Origin of the sequence: Enterobacter sp. MGH 33, from assembly GCF_000534535.1 — a bacterium.
In the GTDB taxonomy this organism is placed as follows: domain Bacteria; phylum Pseudomonadota; class Gammaproteobacteria; order Enterobacterales; family Enterobacteriaceae; genus Enterobacter; species Enterobacter hormaechei_C.
Genome location: NZ_KI973212.1, coordinates 3,373,863 through 3,389,954, shown reverse-complemented (window position 1 = coordinate 3,389,954; position 16,092 = coordinate 3,373,863). Strand labels below are relative to the sequence as shown.

Sequence of the window (16,092 nt, the reverse complement as noted above, 5' to 3'; positions counted from 1 at the left end):
TAAATAATTGTGATGTAGTAACAACTATCTATCATCCTGACGAAAAAATCGGGCATTGAGAAGAGGGAGGGCGAACGGAGCACAAAACCGTTCGCCTTAAACGCAATAATCGCTAAATTTTTAACGTTTCGATAACGGCCTGGCGCGCGCCGAGCCGGACAAGGCGCTGGTACGCGCTGGTGATTGCCTCGACAAAGACAGGGTTTTGCGGCAGGTCGTCGCCAAAGATTTCATTTAGCGTCAGCAGGGCGCTAACGCGTTCTGCGTCGCTGCTGGTAGCGACAATGGCCTGAAACTTGTCGCTCAGCGGATCGCGTACGTCAATGGCGTTGCCCTGTTCGTCCGTACCGCTGACGTAGCGCATCCAGCCCGCCACCCCCAGCGCCAGTAATGGCCAGGCGGTGTTACGCTCAAGATGCATGCGGATCCCTTCCAGCATGCGCTGAGGCAGCTTCTGGCTGCCGTCCATGGCGATTTGCCATGTACGATGCTGTAGGGCCGGGTTGGCGAAGCGGTCAAGCAGGCTGTCAGCATAGGCTGTCAGATCAACGTTGGTGATGCGCAGCGTAGGGGCCTGCTCTTTCAGCATCAGCCTGCCGGCCGCCTCGCGGAAACTGTCGTCCTGCATACATTCATTTATGTGCGCGTAGCCGGCAAGGTAGCCCAGATACGCGAGGAAGGAGTGGCTGCCGTTCAGCATCCGCAGCTTCATCTGCTCCCAGGGCAGGACATCCTCAACCATCTGTACGCCTGCGACCTCCCACTCCGGACGCCCGGCGACAAAGTTATCTTCCACTACCCACTGAATGAACGGTTCACAGCTGATGGCGCAGGGATCTTCAACGCCAAGTTCCTGGGTGATTTCCGCGAGTGAGGCGTCGGTGGCGGCGGGCACGATTCGGTCGACCATGGTGCCAGGGAAGCTCACGTGCGCCTCGATCCATGCGGCCAGCTCTGCGGAACGCTTTCCGGCCATGCCGAGAACGGCATTTTTCACCACGTGGCCGTTGTCGGGAATATTGTCGCAGGAGAGCACGGTAAACGCCGGCAGGCCCCGCTCGCGGCGGCGATGAAGCGCTTCAACCAGAATACCCGGCGCGGAATGCGGCTCAGACGGGTGCTCGAGATCGTGCAGGATGCGGCTGTTCCGCATATCCAGTTTTCCCGTCGCCGGATCGATGCAGTAGCCTTTTTCGGTAATGGTGAGGGAGACAATTGCCACCTGCGGTTCGCAGAATTTCTCAATAATGGCTGCCAGCGAGTCGAGTTTTGCGTTCAGGCACTCTTTTACCGCACCGATAATAATGGGCTGATTGCCTTCGGCACCTTTCTCCAGCACGGTAAACAGATGATCCTGCGCCCGGAGCTGGCCCATAAGGACATCGCCGCTAAAGAGGCTAATCTCACAAATTCCCCAGTCGCCTCCTTTGGCATTCAGTACCCGGTTTGTTAACAACGCCTGATGCGCCCGGTGGAACGCGCCAAAACCGAAATGGACGATGCGGGAGCGTAACTGCTCGCGATCGTAGCGGGGCTGCTGGACATGAGCAGGAAGCGCGGTGGAGGCAATAGTCTTCATGTAATACACACCTGATTAACCATTAATTAACAATGCCAGTGTAAAGTTATATGACAACAAATTAAATTGGTAAGCCGTAAATATCCCTGTTATGTGAGTTTGATCAATCAATGCCGCGTGCTGTATTGACCACTTCGATTAAACATGTATGGTAGTCGTCATTGAAGTAACACATATTGGTATAACAACTTGAGAGGGTGGGGCAATGGAACAAACCTGGCGTTGGTACGGGCCGAACGATCCGGTTTCTCTTGATGATGTGCGTCAGGCTGGCGCAACGGGTGTGGTCACGGCGCTGCATCATATTCCGAACGGTCAGGTGTGGCCGGTGGAGGAAATCCAAAAGCGTCAGGCTCAGCTGGCAGAGAAGGGGTTAACCTGGTCTGTTGTGGAAAGTATTCCGGTGCACGAAGATATCAAAACCCACTCCGGTGAGTGTGATACCTGGATTGCGAATTATCAGCAGAGCATTCGTAACCTGGCAGCCTGTGGTATTGATACCGTCTGCTACAACTTTATGCCGATCCTGGACTGGACGCGTACCGACCTGGAATATGAAATGGCCGATGGTTCGAAGGCGCTGCGTTTCGATCAAATCGCTTTTGCGGCTTTCGAGCTGCACATTCTGAAGCGTCCGGGGGCGGAAGCAGACTACACCGCAGAAGAGCAGCAGCAGGCGCTGGCGTGGTTCAATGCCGCCAGTGAAGCGGACATTGAGAAGCTGGTTCGCAATATCATCGCGGGCCTGCCCGGTGCGGAAGAGGGTTATACCCTCGATCAGTTCCGTACGCGCCTGGCGGAATATGGCGATATCGATAAAAACCAGCTGCGTGAAAACATGGCGCACTTCCTGCGCGCTATTGTGCCGGTGGCAGAAGAAGTCGGCGTGCGGCTGGCGGTTCATCCTGACGATCCACCGCGCCCTATCCTCGGCCTGCCGCGTATCGTGTCTACGATTGAAGATATGCAGTGGCTGAAAGAGACGGTGGACAGCATCTACAACGGCTTTACCATGTGTACGGGCTCGTATGGCGTGCGGGCGGATAACGATCTGGTGCGGATGATCGAAACCTTCGGCGATCGCATTCATTTCACCCACCTGCGTGCAACCTGCCGTGAAGAGAACCCGAAAACCTTCCACGAAGCAGCCCATCTTGGCGGCGACGTGAACATGGTTGCGGTGGTGGATGCCATTCTCTCTGAAGAGGTACGTCGTAAGCAGGCGGGGGATGTGCGTCCTATCCCGTTCCGTCCGGATCACGGGCACCAGATGCTGGACGATCTGCGCAAGAAAACGAATCCAGGGTATTCGGCGATTGGCCGTCTGAAAGGGATGGCGGAAGTGCGCGGTATCGAGCTGGCGCTGAAAATGACGAAGTATCCTGAACTTCTTTAAGCCTGATCGCCCGGTGGCGCTACGCTTACCGGGCCTACGAAAAACCGGCTCTGAGGCCGGTTTTTGTGTTTTTGTAGGCCGGGTAAGGCGCAGCCGCCACCCGGCAAACGCCGCAATCAGTCAGCACGACCCATATAGCGTTTTTCTTCGATATGGATACGGATTTTCTCGCCCGCTGACAGGTATTCTGGCACCTGTACGACCAGACCGGTAGTCAGGGTAGCCGGTTTGTTACGCGCACTTGCAGACGCGCCTTTGATGCCCGGCGCCGTTTCAACAATTTCCAGATCAACCGTCTGCGGCAGCTCCAGCGCCAGCAGCACGCCATCCCAGGTCAGCACCTGCATGTCCGGCATTCCACCTTCAGGAATAAACAGCAGCTCCTCTTCGATCTGATCTTTGGTGAAGATATACGGGGTGTAATCTTCTTTATCCATGAACACGTATTCGTTGCCGTCGATGTAGGAGAAATCAACGTAGCGACGGGTCAGGGTCACGGTATCGACGATATCGTCGCCTTTAAAACGTTCTTCCACTTTCAGGCCGGTGCGGACATCGGAGAAACGCATTTTGTACAGCGTTGCTGCGCCACGGGCGCTGGGTGCCTGAATGTCGATATCTTTCACAATCAGCAGTTTGCCGTTGTAATTCAGTACCATACCTTTCTTAATTTCGTTCGCTCTTGGCATTGCAGTAATCCTGTTTACGGGAGGTAAAAAATATCGCGCCAAATTACTCGCGCGCGGCCTTTCAGGCAAGCGGAATTCGTGGGTTTTGCTATCAATACATAAAAGGTGTTACTGTGCGCGCAATGCCCGACTGCGCGGGCATCTGCCACCAACAGAGAGCATGTATGGATTGTCGTTCCGACTGTGGCGCGTGCTGTACCGCACCGTCCATCTCAAGCCCCATTCCAGGCATGCCGGAGGGCAAGCCTGCCAATACCCGCTGCGTTCAGCTCTCTGACACTAACCTGTGCATGATCTTTGGCTCGCCCCTGCGCCCGAAGGTGTGCTCCGGGCTCCAGCCAACCGCCGAAATGTGCGGCAGTACGCGCCAGCAGGCCATCACTTATCTGCTTGAGCTGGAAGCGCTCACCGCGCCTTAAACGTCTTTGATTCGCGTCAGGCAGCTCAGCGTCAGGACGCACATCACCAGCGCAATCCAGAACACCGTATGATAGTTCCAGATTTCAGCCACAACGCCCGCCAGTGAGCCTGCAATAATCCAGCCCACGCGGGTGGTATTAGTATAAAGGGTGGTGGCAGAGCCTGCCTGACCCGGCATCAGATCCTGGAAGTAGAGCATGCCGATACCGGCCAGAATACCGATGTAAATGGCGTTCAGCAGCTGTAAAGCAAGAAGCAGGGCTGGCGTATGAACCGTCAGCATACCGACATAAAACAGCAGCCCGGCTACGGCGGCGACGCGCATCAAAAAGCGCTTGCCGAAGCGCTTCGCGTAATAGCCCGCAATCAGCATGGTGGGGATCTCAAGCCCCGCGGCGGTTCCCATCATGATCCCGGCCAGCTTCTCCGGCAGATGCAACTCATCAATAATAAACAGCGGCATATTAATGATATAGAGGCTGTTGGTTCCCCACATTAGCGTACAGATAATGAATAACAGCAGCGCGTCGCGCCGGTTACGTCGCGGAGCTTCCAGCGTACCGGTCGCCACTTTCGGCTCTTTGCGCATGGAGGGCAGAAAGAACCAGACCATTGCGCCGCATACCACGAAGGCCACGGCTGCGCTGAGGTACATCACCGTAAAGCCAAAACCCATCGCCAGCGCGTAGGCGAGCGGGGGGCCAATCACCCACGCCAGCGACACCTGCGCCCGCAGTATCGAGCTGAACATCACCGCTTCTCGCCCGGTGCGGTCGGCATGCTCGCGGGCAAGGGCGAACATCTGCGGGTTGGCGGTCGAGCCGAAACTGCTCAGGAAGACGCCCACGAACAGCAGAATGAAGTAGTTACGGTTCCAGGCAAACAGCAGGCAGGCAAACACCCCGAGCAGGCAGCAAAAAACGATCAGGCTTTTGCGATCGCCTTTGCGGTCTGAACGCCCGGCAAGAAACTGGCTGACGAAAATGCCGATGATGGCGCTCCCGGTGAAGAAGAAGCCAACCATCGCCGGGCGGGCGTGAACTTCGTTGGTCAGAAACAGGCTCAGCGTAGGCGTTTGTAACGCACCGGCAATACCGGTGAGAAAAGCAACGATCAAAAACGCCGTTGACGTCAAATCAAAAGGCTTTGGTGAGGCGGCAGCGGGGGTGTTATGCATGTTCAGTCTTTGCGAGTAACAGAGAGAGGCGGAGTTTACGCCGCCTGTCATTAAATAAACAGAGGGCAAAATCAAGATTGCCACAATAAATCAAAATAGCATTTCAGTTTATCGCCGTTTCGCTGAAGCGTGCTGAACCTGTTTGCTGAACATCAGCAAAAACCTCCCGACTGAAGAAGAAATGTGCTGCACTTCTAAATTCTGCATCAAGAAATGTAACTTTTCTTGCAACCTTTTGTAGAAAAGACAAGACTTCTTGAAACGTTTCAGCGCTATCTTGCCTGTCCTGACGAAGCAGGTTAGCGCTTGGTTTCTCAGTTAAGCTGAAACGATTCAATTTCAGCAGGAGAGGAGAATCATGTTCCAGTTATCTGTTCAGGATATTCACCCGGGCGAACAGGCCGGGAATAAAGAAGAGGCTATTCGCCAGGTCGCCGCTGCGCTCGTGCAGGCTGGCAACGTGGCTGACGGCTACGTCAACGGCATGCTGGCGCGTGAACAGCAGACCTCCACCTTCCTCGGTAACGGTATTGCAATTCCGCACGGCACCACGGACACCCGCGATCAGGTGCTGAAAACCGGCGTGCAGGTCTTCCAGTTCCCGCAGGGCGTGCTGTGGGGCGAGGGTCAGGTGGCTTATGTGGCGATCGGCATCGCGGCCAGCGGTGACGAACACCTGGGCCTGCTGCGTCAGCTGACGCACGTGCTGAGCGATGATGCCGTCGCGGAACAGCTTAAATCCGCCACCACTGCTGAAGAGCTGCGTGCCCTGCTGATGGGCGAAAAACAGAGCGAAGCGCTGAAGCTGGATAATGAAACCCTGACGCTGGACGTCGTTGCGTCCGATTTGCTGACGCTCCAGGCGCTGAACGCGGCCCGCCTGAAAGAAGTGGGAGCGGCAGATACCACTTTTGTGACGCGCGCCATCAATGATAAGCCATTAAACCTGGGTCAGGGCATCTGGCTGAACGACAGTGCTGAAGGCAACCTGCGTAGCGCTATCGCGGTCAGCCGTGCTGCGGTTGCCTTTGAGACAGACGGCGAACGCGCCGCGATGTTGGTAACGGTCGCCATGGCGGACGATCAGCCGGTATCCGTGCTGAAGCGTCTGGGCGATCTGCTGCTGAACAATAAAGCTGAAAAACTGCTGAACGCAGACGCGGCGACGGTGCTGGCCCTGCTGACCAGCGACGATGCGCTGAAGGATGACCTGCTGAGCGCAGAGTACGTGGTGCGTAACGAACACGGCCTGCATGCCCGTCCGGGCACCATGCTGGTGAATACCATTAAACAATTTGCAAGTGAGATCACCGTGACCAATCTGGACGGTTCGGGTAAACCAGCCAACGGGCGCAGCCTGATGAAAGTTGTCGCGCTGGGCGTGAAGAAAGGCCATCGTCTGCGCTTTACCGCGCAGGGTGCGGATGCTGAACAGGCGCTGAAAGCGATTGGCGACGCCATCGCGGCCGGTCTGGGGGAGGGCGCATAATGAGCAGACGTGTTGCGACCATTACGCTGAACCCGGCTTACGATCTGGTGGGCTTCTGCCCGGAAATTGAGCGTGGCGAAGTTAACCTGGTGCGGACGACCGGCCTGCATGCCGCAGGAAAAGGGATTAACGTGGCGAAGGTGCTGAAAGATCTCGGCATCGACGTCACCGTAGGCGGCTTCCTCGGTAAAGACAACCAGGATGGTTTTCAGCAGTTGTTCAGTGAACTGGGCATCGCTAACCGTTTTCAGGTTGTGCAGGGCCGTACCCGCATCAACGTTAAGCTGACCGAGAAAGACGGTGAAGTGACCGATCTGAACTTCTCCGGCTTCGAAGTGACCCCGGCTGACTGGGAGCGCTTTGTTGCCGATTCCCTGAGCTGGCTGGGCCAGTTTGACATGGTGTGCGTCAGCGGCAGTCTGCCGTCCGGCGTCAGCCCGGAAGCGTTCACCGACTGGATGACGCGCCTGCGCAGCCAGTGCCCGTGCATTATTTTCGACAGCAGCCGCGACGCGCTGGTCGCCGGTCTGAAAGCCTCGCCATGGCTGGTTAAGCCTAACCGCCGCGAACTGGAGATCTGGGCGGGCCGTAAGCTGCCAGAATTAAAGGATGTGATTGACGCTGCCCATGCGCTGCGCGAGCAGGGTATCGCTCACGTGGTGATTTCGCTGGGTGCAGAAGGTGCCCTGTGGGTGAACGCCTCCGGGGAATGGATTGCCAAACCGCCTTCAATGGAGGTGGTCAGCACCGTGGGTGCCGGGGATTCGATGGTTGGCGGCCTGATCTACGGTCTGCTGATGCGCGAATCCAGTGAACATACCTTACGTCTTGCTACCGCCGTTGCGGCCCTGGCCGTGAGCCAGAGCAATGTCGGTATTACCGATCGTACCCAGTTAGCCGCGATGATGGCGCGCGTTGACTTAAAACCTTTTAACTAACAGCAGGAGAGGAATAATGAAAACGCTGCTGATCATTGACTCCGGTCTCGGACAGGCTCGTGCCTATATGGCGAAGACCCTGCTGGGCGCGGCGGCACAAAAAGCGCATCTGGATATCATTGATAACCCGGGTGATGCTGAAATGGCGATTGTTCTGGGCGACAAAATCCCCGCTGACAGCGCCCTGAACGGCAAAAAAGTGTGGCTGGGTGATATTAATCGCGCGGTGGCACACCCTGAACTGTTTCTGAGCGAAGCAAAAGGTCATGCGACGGTTTACAGCGCACCTGTTGAGGCGGCGCCGGTTGCCGCCGCTGGGCCGAAACGCATTGTTGCGGTAACGGCCTGCCCGACAGGTGTGGCGCACACCTTTATGGCGGCTGAAGCCATTGAAACCGAAGCGAAAAAACGTGGCTGGTGGGTGAAGGTTGAAACCCGCGGCTCTGTTGGTGCGGGCAATGCCATCACGCCTGAAGAGGTGGCGGAAGCCGATCTGGTGATTGTGGCGGCGGATATCGAAGTGGATCTGGCGAAGTTTGCCGGCAAGCCGATGTACCGTACCTCTACCGGCCTGGCGCTGAAGAAGACCGCGCAGGAGTTTGATAAGGCGCTGGCAGAAGCCAAACCGTATCAGGCAACCGGTGCGGCTAAAACTGCGACCGAAGGGAAAAAAGAGTCTGCGGGCGCGTATCGTCACCTGCTGACCGGCGTGTCCTACATGCTGCCGATGGTGGTGGCGGGCGGCCTGTGTATTGCGCTCTCCTTCGCCTTTGGTATCGAGGCGTTTAAAGAGCCGGGCACACTGGCGGCCGCGTTGATGCAGATTGGCGGCGGCTCCGCGTTTGCGTTGATGGTGCCGGTGCTGGCGGGCTTTATCGCCTTCTCCATTGCTGACCGTCCGGGTCTGACGCCGGGTCTTATCGGCGGTATGCTCGCCGTGAGCACCGGTTCTGGCTTTATCGGCGGTATCATTGCCGGTTTCCTCGCCGGTTATGTGGCGAAGCTGATCAGCTCGAAGCTGAAGCTACCGCAGAGTATGGAGGCGCTGAAACCTATTCTGATCATCCCGCTGATTTCCAGCCTGGTGGTCGGTCTGGCGATGATTTACCTGATTGGTAAGCCGGTCGCGGGCATTCTGGAAGGTCTGACCCACTGGCTGCAAACCATGGGGACGGCGAACGCGGTGCTGCTGGGCGCAATCCTCGGCGGTATGATGTGTACCGACATGGGTGGTCCGGTGAACAAAGCGGCATATGCGTTTGGCGTTGGCCTGCTGAGTACCCAGACCTACGCGCCGATGGCGGCGATCATGGCGGCCGGTATGGTGCCTCCGCTGGCGCTCGGTCTGGCGACGATTATTGCCCGCCGTAAGTTCGATAAAGCGCAGCAGGAAGGCGGTAAAGCGGCGCTGGTGCTGGGCCTGTGCTTCATCACCGAAGGCGCAATCCCGTTTGCGGCACGCGATCCAATGCGTGTTCTGCCGTGCTGTATCGTGGGTGGTGCGGTGACGGGGGCTATCTCCATGGCGGTAGGTGCGAAACTGATGGCGCCGCACGGCGGTCTGTTCGTCCTGCTCATCCCTGGCGCCATCACGCCGGTGCTGGGGTATCTGCTGGCGATTGTTGCCGGTACGCTGGTGGCAGGCCTGTCTTACGCGGTGCTGAAGCGCCCGGAAGCGGAAGTGGTCGCAAAAGCAGCCTAAAAGAGGTGTCGGGTGGCGGCTTCGCCTTACCCGACCTACAAAAAAAGCCGGGTGCGTAAGCAGCCCGGCTTTTTTTATGCCGCCTGTTCAGCGGTTTGCTGCGCCTTCAGCCAGGCAATCTCTTCCGCCCAGATATCCGGGTTAATGGTTTCGAGCACCATTGGAATACCGTCGAAGCGGGCGTCCTGCATGATAAAGCGGAACGCATCATGGCCGATGTTGCCTTCGCCCAGGCTGTGGTGGCGGTCAACGCGGCTGCCGAACGCGCTTTTCGCATCGTTTAAGTGCATACCGCGAAGGTATTTAAAACCGACAATACGCTCGAACTCCTCGAAGGTATTTTTCGTGGCCTCGGTTGTGCGCAGGTCACAGCCGGCGGCAAAGGCGTGACAGGTATCGATGCACACCCCCACGCGGGATTTATCTTCCACGCCGTCGATGATCGCCGCCAGATGCTCAAACTTAAAGCCGAGGTTGCTGCCCTGACCGGCGGTATTCTCAATCACCGCCGTCACGCCCTGGGTTTTATCCAGCGTCATGTTGATGGACTCGGCGATGCGCGCCAGACAGGCGTCTTCGTCAATCTGCATCAGATGGCTGCCGGGATGGAAGTTCAGCAGCGTCAGCCCCAGCTGTTCACAGCGCTGAACCTCATCCAGGAACGCTTCGCGGGATTTTTCCAGCGCCTCGGCAACCGGGTGACCGAGGTTAATGAGGTAGCTGTCGTGGGGAAGGATTTGGCCAGGCCCGTAGTGGTATTTCTCACAGGCGGCTTTGAAATCATCAATCACTTCAGCGGTGAGCGCTGCGGCGCGCCACTGGCGCTGGTTTTTGGTGAACAGGGCGAAAGCGGTCGCCTCGATTTCGGCGGCGCGAATGGCGGCATTCGCAAGGCCACCGGCAGCGCTGACGTGCGCTCCAACATATTTCATAAAAAGACTCCTGTTAACCCGAAATGCCTATGATAGCGGGTTAACAGGAGAAGGACGAGATGGTTTATGCCAACAGGCTGTGTACCGCAAGGTTAATCGCACCACCGCCAACGATTAGCCAGATGAACAGCACAAGCGCCATCAGCAGCGGTTTCGCGCCGGCTTTTTTCAGCGCGCTGACGTGTGTGGTGACGCCCAGCGCCGCCATCGCCATCGCCAGCAGGACCGTATCCAGCGTCACCAGTATATCCACCATTGCTTTTGGCAGCAGGTGGAAAGAGTTGAAGACAGCGACCACGATGAACAGGATCGCAAACCACGGAATGGTGATTTTGCTTTTCTCGCTGCCGCCTGCCGGAGCAAGCTGTTTAACCCGCGCCGCGAGGAAAATCAGGAACGGGGCCAGCATCATCACGCGCAGCATTTTGGCGATGACCGCCGCGTTTTCCGCTTCCGGGTTAATGGCGTGACCTGCCGCCACCACCTGCGCCACTTCGTGCATGGTTGAGCCGATATAAATGCCGTAGGTTTCCGGACTAAACCAGTGCGCCACCAGCGGATACATGGCCGGATACAGGAAGATCGCCAGCGTACCGAAGATAACTACCGTCGCGACGGCAACCGTGACTTTACTGGCTTCGGCTTTAACGACGGGTTCTGTTGCCAGTACCGCCGCCGCGCCGCAGATGCTGCTACCCGCACCGATCAGCCAGCTGGTCTGTTTGTCCAGCCCAAAGATCTTCTGGCCGATAAAGCACGCCAGTAAAAAGGTGCTCGAAAGGGTCAGGACGTCAATGGCAATCCCGCTGACGCCAACGTCCGCAATCTGCGAAAAGGTGAGGCGGAAACCGTAAAGAATAATCCCGAGGCGCAGCAAATGCTGTTTAGCAAAGATTACCCCGCCGTCGCAGGATTTCCAGATGTGCGGGTAAACGGTATTCCCGACCACCATGCCGAGCAAAATGGCCAGCGTTAGCGCGCTGAAACCTGCACCGGCGACCGCCGGAATACTGCCGCCCCATAAAGCCACGCCGGTCACCACGGCGCTGAGCGCGAGGCCCGGCACGAAGTGCCACACTGTACGATGATGTTGTAAGGTGATTTCTGACATAACCTTCTCCTTTGTCTGGCTAAAGGTTACGGCGCTCTGGCTTAAAAATAAAATTGATTATATATTTATAATCAATCTTTATAAGTGGTAAGCAACCATGCACATTACATTGCGTCAGCTGGAAGTTTTTGCCGAGGTGCTGAAAAGCGGCTCGACAACCCAGGCGTCACAAATGCTGGCGCTCTCGCAGTCCGCCGTTAGCGCGGCCTTGACCGATCTTGAAGGGCAACTGGGCGTTCAGCTTTTCGACAGGGTAGGAAAGCGGCTGGTGGTGAACGAACATGGCCGCCTGCTGTATCCGCGTGCCCTGGCCTTGCTGGAGCAGGCGACGGAGATCGAACAGCTGTTCCGCGAGGACAACGGCGCTATTCGCGTCTACGCCAGCAGCACGATCGGTAACTACATCCTGCCGGAAGTGATTGCCCGCTACCGCCGGGATTTTCCGACCCTGCCGCTGGAAATGAGCGTCGGCAACAGCCAGGACGTGATCAACGCGGTGATCGATTTCCGCGTGGACATCGGGCTTATCGAAGGGCCGTGCCACAACGTGGATATCATTGCGGAACCCTGGCTGGAGGATGAGCTGGTGGTGTTTGCCTCCCCGGCCTCTTCTTTACTCCAGGGCGAGGTGACGCTGGAGCGTCTGGCGCAGGCGCAGTGGATCCTGCGAGAGCAGGGCTCCGGCACGCGTGAGATTGTCGATTATCTGCTGCTGTCCCATCTGCCGCAGTTCCAGTTAGGGATGGAGTTAGGTAACTCCGAGGCGATTAAGCATGCGGTGCGTCATGGCCTGGGCATTAGCTGTCTTTCCCGACGGGTGATTGCCGAACAGCTGGAGACCGGCTCTCTGGTTGAGATCCCCGTTCCGCTGCCGAAGCTGGTGCGCACGCTGTGGTGCATCCATCATCGTCAGAAACACCTTTCCAGCTCGCTCCAGCGTTTTCTGCGCTACTGCGCCATTTAACGTTCCCCGGTGGCGCTTCGCTTACCGGGGCTACGGGCGCTTATCACCCCACATTTTTATGCTTTACTTATAATCCTGGCCGAGTCATGAAGCTCTCTTATAACTGAGCATTTCTGCCGGAAGCAACGCAGATCGTCTGCTACAATCGCGCCTCATTTATTGAATGGACAGCATTTTCACATGGTTTCAGAAACTAAAACCACAGAAGCGCCCGCGCTACGTCGCGCACTTAAGGCGCGTCACCTGACGATGATCGCCATTGGCGGCTCCATCGGTACGGGTCTTTTCGTTGCCTCTGGCGCAACAATTTCGGCAGCCGGCCCGGGTGGGGCATTATTCTCTTATATTCTGATTGGCCTGATGGTCTACTTCCTGATGACCAGCCTGGGTGAACTGGCGGCATACATGCCGGTGTCTGGTTCGTTTTCGACCTACGGACAAAAATACGTTGAGGAAGGCTTCGGCTTCGCGCTGGGCTGGAACTACTGGTACAACTGGGCGGTGACCATCGCCGTTGACCTCGTCGCGGCACAGCTGGTGATGACCTGGTGGTTCCCGGACACGCAAGGCTGGATCTGGAGCGCCCTGTTCCTGGCGGTCATCTTCCTGCTGAACTACATCTCCGTGCGCGGCTTTGGCGAAGCGGAATACTGGTTCTCTTTGATTAAAGTGGCAACCGTCATCATCTTTATCGTCGTCGGTGTGGCGATGATCGTTGGTATTTTCAAAGGGGCTGAACCGGCGGGCTGGAGTAACTGGACTATAGGCGATGCGCCGTTTGCCGGGGGCTTCTCGGCGATGATTGGCGTGGCGATGATTGTCGGTTTCTCCTTCCAGGGTACCGAGCTGATTGGTATCGCGGCCGGTGAATCCGAAAACCCGGAGAAGAACATTCCGCGCGCGGTGCGTCAGGTGTTCTGGCGTATCCTGCTGTTCTATGTGTTCGCGATCCTGATTATCAGCCTGATTATTCCGTATACCGACCCAAGCCTGCTGCGTAACGATGTGAAAGACATCAGCGTCAGCCCGTTCACGCTGGTCTTCCAGCACGCGGGCCTGCTCTCTGCCGCGGCGGTGATGAACGCGGTGATCCTGACGGCGGTACTGTCTGCGGGTAACTCCGGGATGTACGCCTCCACCCGCATGCTCTACACCCTGGCCTGCGACGGTAAAGCGCCGCGTATTTTCTCGAAACTGTCTCGCGGTGGCGTGCCGCGCAACGCGCTGTATGCGACCACGGTGATTGCGGGTCTCTGTTTCCTGACCTCCATGTTCGGCAATCAGACGGTCTACCTGTGGCTGCTTAACACCTCTGGTATGACGGGCTTCATTGCCTGGCTGGGCATTGCCATCAGCCACTACCGTTTCCGTCGCGGGTACGTCAAGCAGGGGCATGATCTGAATAATCTGCCGTACCGGTCAGGGTTCTTCCCGCTGGGGCCGATCTTCGCCTTCGTTCTGTGCCTGATTATTACCCTGGGTCAGAACTATGAGGCCTTCCTTGCGGACACCATTGACTGGGGCGCCGTCACGGCCACCTATATTGGCATTCCGCTGTTCCTGATCATCTGGTTTGGCTACAAACTGACGAAAGGAACACGCTTCGTTCGCTACAGTGAAATGGATTTCCCGGAACGATTTAAACAATAACCGCACTTCCTCTTTTTTAGCCCGCTCAGTTGAGCGGGCTTTTTTATGGGCAGATCAGAAGCTGTAGGTCATGCCGACGGTGTAGCGACGGCCATCCAGCACGGTGTCATACGTATCGTAATCAATCTGCTTATCGAGCACGTTATACACACCGGCAGTAACCAGCAGGTTTTTGTTGGCGTTGTAGCGCATACCGACATCAACCTGAGTGTAGGACGGCGTACCCTGGGACATTGACGTGCGGCTCAGGTACTCAGACGTTTTACCGCGCAGGTTCAGACGGCTCCAGAATCCGACATCTGGCGTCGCCTGCCAGTCCAGGGTGGTGTTGAACATGTGTTTCGGCATTTTGTTCAGTGGCTTGCCGGAGAACTGGCCGCTCTTCTGCTCAGACTCCGTATAGGTGTAGTTTGCAGTCCAGTTCACATCGCGCGTGATTTTCCACCCGAAGGAGGACTCCACACCGCGCATGTTGGCTTTGTCCACGTTGACGCGATCGCTGACGAAATCATAGCTGTGATCGCCAATCGTACAGGCGGGATCGGCGCTGCTGTTACAGCGGCGAACTTCCGTAATCTTGTCCTTGAAGTCGGTATTAAACAGCGTTACGCCGGCATTCAGGTTATCGTTGTTATCCCAGAGCAGGGCGAGCTCTTCGCTCAGGCTCTTCTCTGGTTTCAGATCCGGGTTGCCAACGATGATACCGTCAAGACGGCCGCCACCCGTTACCTGGCCCCAGCTGGCAGACGACTGACGCAGATCCGGCGCACGATAGCCAGCCGAAACCCCGCCTTTTAATGTCCACTGATCGGCCAGGTGCCATACGCCGTAACCGCGCGGCGTCCAGTTAGTACCGTAGTTTTGGTCTTTGTCCATACGCAGGCCGCCGGTCAACGTAAAGCTTTCCGTCATTGCCCATTCATCTTCGGCAAACAGGGCCCAGCTCCAGCGCGTCAGTTTGTTCAGGCCGTCAGCAGCTTCCAGCTGATTACCCTTGTCGCGCAGTTTCTCATAACGATACTGCCCGCCGAGGGTCAACGTATGATCGCCGAGGAAAATCTGGTTCTGGTTGTTGAAGGTGGTGTTATAGGAGCGCATTTTGCGACCTGGATTATTGGTCTCTTCCTGCTGGATATAGCTGGTGGTATTGAAGTCGTCGTAATACCCGCTGTGCGTTAAGGAGTAGGTCGTGTGCTCATAGCGCGAGTCGCTTTTGGTATTTGGCGTACAGGTTGTTCCCCGGCAGGTTTCAGCCGCTTTCGACATCCCCGGGGTGCTGTTTCTGTCCTGAAGCTCGCGAGCAAAGTCGAGGTCGAAATCGTTCTTCTCGTCCGGCGTGAAGTTCAGCGTAATGCCACCGTTACGCATTTTCTGCTCGTTATAGCCGTTCACGATTTTATCTTCTGCGCGGCGTGACAACAGCCCCGTCACTTTTGCGCCCAGCAGTCCGTCGATCAAGGGACCAGAAGCGTAGGCGTTGGTCTGGAAGATATCGCCGGAATCATTGTTTTCCTGGAAGGTCGCATCGCCATGCAACGAACCGGTCCAGGCTTTAGTGTTTGAGACTTTTTTGGTAATGACGTTAATTACGCCACCCATAGCATCGGAGCCGTAAAGCGAGGACATCGGGCCGCGGATGACCTCGATGCGCTCAATGGACTCCAGCGGCGGCAGCCAGCCTTGTTCAATACCCGAGTTGTCGCTGTTGGGGCGGGTGCTTCGCGTACTGACGCGTTTGCCGTTCACCAGGAACAGGGTGTACTGAGAGGCCATGCCGCGAATACTGATATCACTGCTGCTCCCGCCGCCAGTGACGACAACGCCCGGGACGTCTCTCAGGGCATCGGTAACATCACGGTAGGCTTTATCTTCAATCTGCTGTTTTGAAATCACAGAGATGGAGGCGGGGGCATTCTGGATCTTTTGTTCAAAACCCGTCGCGGTGACGACAACGGTGTCCTGATCGGCTGCGTGAACGAAGGGGGAACATGTGGCAGCGCCAATGGCGACGGCCAGGAGCTTAATGCGCGGTATTGTCATTTGTA

13 protein-coding genes are annotated in these 16,092 nt (G+C 56.8%); 7 read left to right on the top strand and 6 right to left on the bottom strand.

All coding sequences use genetic code 11. The features are described from left to right. Positions 1-112: 112 nt before the first annotated feature. Positions 113-1,579: a mannitol dehydrogenase family protein gene (locus L379_RS08255; RefSeq protein WP_023304125.1), complete on the bottom strand. Its 1,467-nt coding sequence runs from the start codon at positions 1,577-1,579 to the stop codon at positions 113-115. Positions 1,580-1,784: 205 nt separating this feature from the next. Between L379_RS08255 and uxuA the strand changes: the two genes are divergently transcribed. Further along, a complete protein-coding gene (uxuA, locus tag L379_RS08260) occupies positions 1,785-2,975 on the top strand; it encodes a mannonate dehydratase (RefSeq protein WP_032654293.1) in 1,191 nt (396 codons plus the stop codon). Positions 2,976-3,091: 116 nt separating this feature from the next. Here uxuA and yeiP read toward each other — a convergent pair whose 3' ends face one another. Further along, the gene (gene yeiP, locus L379_RS08265) at positions 3,092-3,664 is read right to left on the bottom strand and encodes an elongation factor P-like protein YeiP (protein WP_003859355.1); all 573 of its coding nucleotides are present in this window, start codon (positions 3,662-3,664) and stop codon (positions 3,092-3,094) included. Between the two features lie 164 nt (positions 3,665-3,828). On the opposite strand from yeiP, the gene L379_RS08270 reads away from it, so the two are divergent. Further along, entirely contained in the window at positions 3,829-4,083 is a 255-nt protein-coding gene (locus L379_RS08270; RefSeq protein WP_003859353.1) for a YkgJ family cysteine cluster protein, read from the top strand. On the opposite strand, the gene setB is transcribed toward L379_RS08270, so the two are convergent. Further along, the gene (gene setB / locus L379_RS08275; protein ID WP_015572310.1) at positions 4,080-5,261 is read right to left on the bottom strand and encodes a sugar efflux transporter SetB; all 1,182 of its coding nucleotides are present in this window, start codon (positions 5,259-5,261) and stop codon (positions 4,080-4,082) included. The two genes, L379_RS08270 and setB, sit on opposite strands and share 4 nt — an antisense overlap. A gap of 358 nt (positions 5,262-5,619) precedes the next feature. Between setB and fruB the strand changes: the two genes are divergently transcribed. From fruB to fruA, 3 genes are read left to right on the top strand one after another with little or no spacing between them, the layout of a single operon-like run. Continuing rightward, complete coding sequence (fruB, locus tag L379_RS08280) at positions 5,620-6,750, top strand: fused PTS fructose transporter subunit IIA/HPr protein (RefSeq protein ID WP_032654292.1); 1,131 nt, start codon at positions 5,620-5,622, stop codon at positions 6,748-6,750. Beyond that, positions 6,750-7,688 carry a 1-phosphofructokinase gene (gene fruK, locus L379_RS08285; RefSeq protein ID WP_006811313.1) on the top strand — a complete coding sequence of 313 codons (939 nt, stop codon included), beginning with the start codon at positions 6,750-6,752 and terminating at the stop codon, positions 7,686-7,688. The genes fruB and fruK overlap by 1 nt, the downstream gene beginning before the upstream one ends. Before the next feature lie 16 nt (positions 7,689-7,704). Beyond that, positions 7,705-9,390, top strand: a complete 1,686-nt coding sequence (fruA, locus tag L379_RS08290) for a PTS fructose transporter subunit IIBC (protein ID WP_015572312.1) — start codon at positions 7,705-7,707, stop codon at positions 9,388-9,390. Between the two features lie 74 nt (positions 9,391-9,464). Here the strand turns inward: fruA and nfo are convergent, their stop codons facing one another. Next, positions 9,465-10,322 (bottom strand): deoxyribonuclease IV, encoded by an 858-nt coding sequence (gene nfo, locus L379_RS08295; protein WP_032654290.1) that lies wholly within the window; start codon positions 10,320-10,322, stop codon positions 9,465-9,467. 64 nt (positions 10,323-10,386) lie between these two features. Beyond that, positions 10,387-11,433: a YeiH family protein gene (locus L379_RS08300; RefSeq protein WP_032654289.1), complete on the bottom strand. Its 1,047-nt coding sequence runs from the start codon at positions 11,431-11,433 to the stop codon at positions 10,387-10,389. Positions 11,434-11,530: 97 nt separating this feature from the next. On the opposite strand from L379_RS08300, the gene yieE reads away from it, so the two are divergent. Then, the gene (gene yieE, locus L379_RS08305) at positions 11,531-12,397 is read left to right on the top strand and encodes a DNA-binding transcriptional regulator YeiE (RefSeq protein ID WP_017383387.1); all 867 of its coding nucleotides are present in this window, start codon (positions 11,531-11,533) and stop codon (positions 12,395-12,397) included. 180 nt (positions 12,398-12,577) lie between these two features. Next, positions 12,578-14,047: an amino acid permease gene (locus L379_RS08310; protein WP_032654287.1), complete on the top strand. Its 1,470-nt coding sequence runs from the start codon at positions 12,578-12,580 to the stop codon at positions 14,045-14,047. Positions 14,048-14,101: 54 nt separating this feature from the next. On the opposite strand, the gene L379_RS08315 is transcribed toward L379_RS08310, so the two are convergent. Then, complete coding sequence (locus L379_RS08315; RefSeq protein ID WP_015572315.1) at positions 14,102-16,087, bottom strand: ligand-gated channel protein; 1,986 nt, start codon at positions 16,085-16,087, stop codon at positions 14,102-14,104. Between the last annotated feature and the right edge of the window lie 5 nt (positions 16,088-16,092).

Bases quoted from the DNA above. Each gene is read 5' to 3' on its own strand.
- L379_RS08255 (WP_023304125.1), bottom strand. From the start codon at position 1,579: ATGAAGACTATTGCCTCCACCGCGCTTCCTGCTCATGTCCAGCAGCCC.
- uxuA (WP_032654293.1), top strand. From the start codon at position 1,785: ATGGAACAAACCTGGCGTTGGTACGGGCCGAACGATCCGGTTTCTCTT.
- yeiP (WP_003859355.1), bottom strand. From the start codon at position 3,664: ATGCCAAGAGCGAACGAAATTAAGAAAGGTATGGTACTGAATTACAAC.
- L379_RS08270 (WP_003859353.1), top strand. From the start codon at position 3,829: ATGGATTGTCGTTCCGACTGTGGCGCGTGCTGTACCGCACCGTCCATC.
- setB (WP_015572310.1), bottom strand. From the start codon at position 5,261: ATGCATAACACCCCCGCTGCCGCCTCACCAAAGCCTTTTGATTTGACG.
- fruB (WP_032654292.1), top strand. From the start codon at position 5,620: ATGTTCCAGTTATCTGTTCAGGATATTCACCCGGGCGAACAGGCCGGG.
- fruK (WP_006811313.1), top strand. From the start codon at position 6,750: ATGAGCAGACGTGTTGCGACCATTACGCTGAACCCGGCTTACGATCTG.
- fruA (WP_015572312.1), top strand. From the start codon at position 7,705: ATGAAAACGCTGCTGATCATTGACTCCGGTCTCGGACAGGCTCGTGCC.
- nfo (WP_032654290.1), bottom strand. From the start codon at position 10,322: ATGAAATATGTTGGAGCGCACGTCAGCGCTGCCGGTGGCCTTGCGAAT.
- L379_RS08300 (WP_032654289.1), bottom strand. From the start codon at position 11,433: ATGTCAGAAATCACCTTACAACATCATCGTACAGTGTGGCACTTCGTG.
- yieE (WP_017383387.1), top strand. From the start codon at position 11,531: ATGCACATTACATTGCGTCAGCTGGAAGTTTTTGCCGAGGTGCTGAAA.
- L379_RS08310 (WP_032654287.1), top strand. From the start codon at position 12,578: ATGGTTTCAGAAACTAAAACCACAGAAGCGCCCGCGCTACGTCGCGCA.
- L379_RS08315 (WP_015572315.1), bottom strand. From the start codon at position 16,087: ATGACAATACCGCGCATTAAGCTCCTGGCCGTCGCCATTGGCGCTGCC.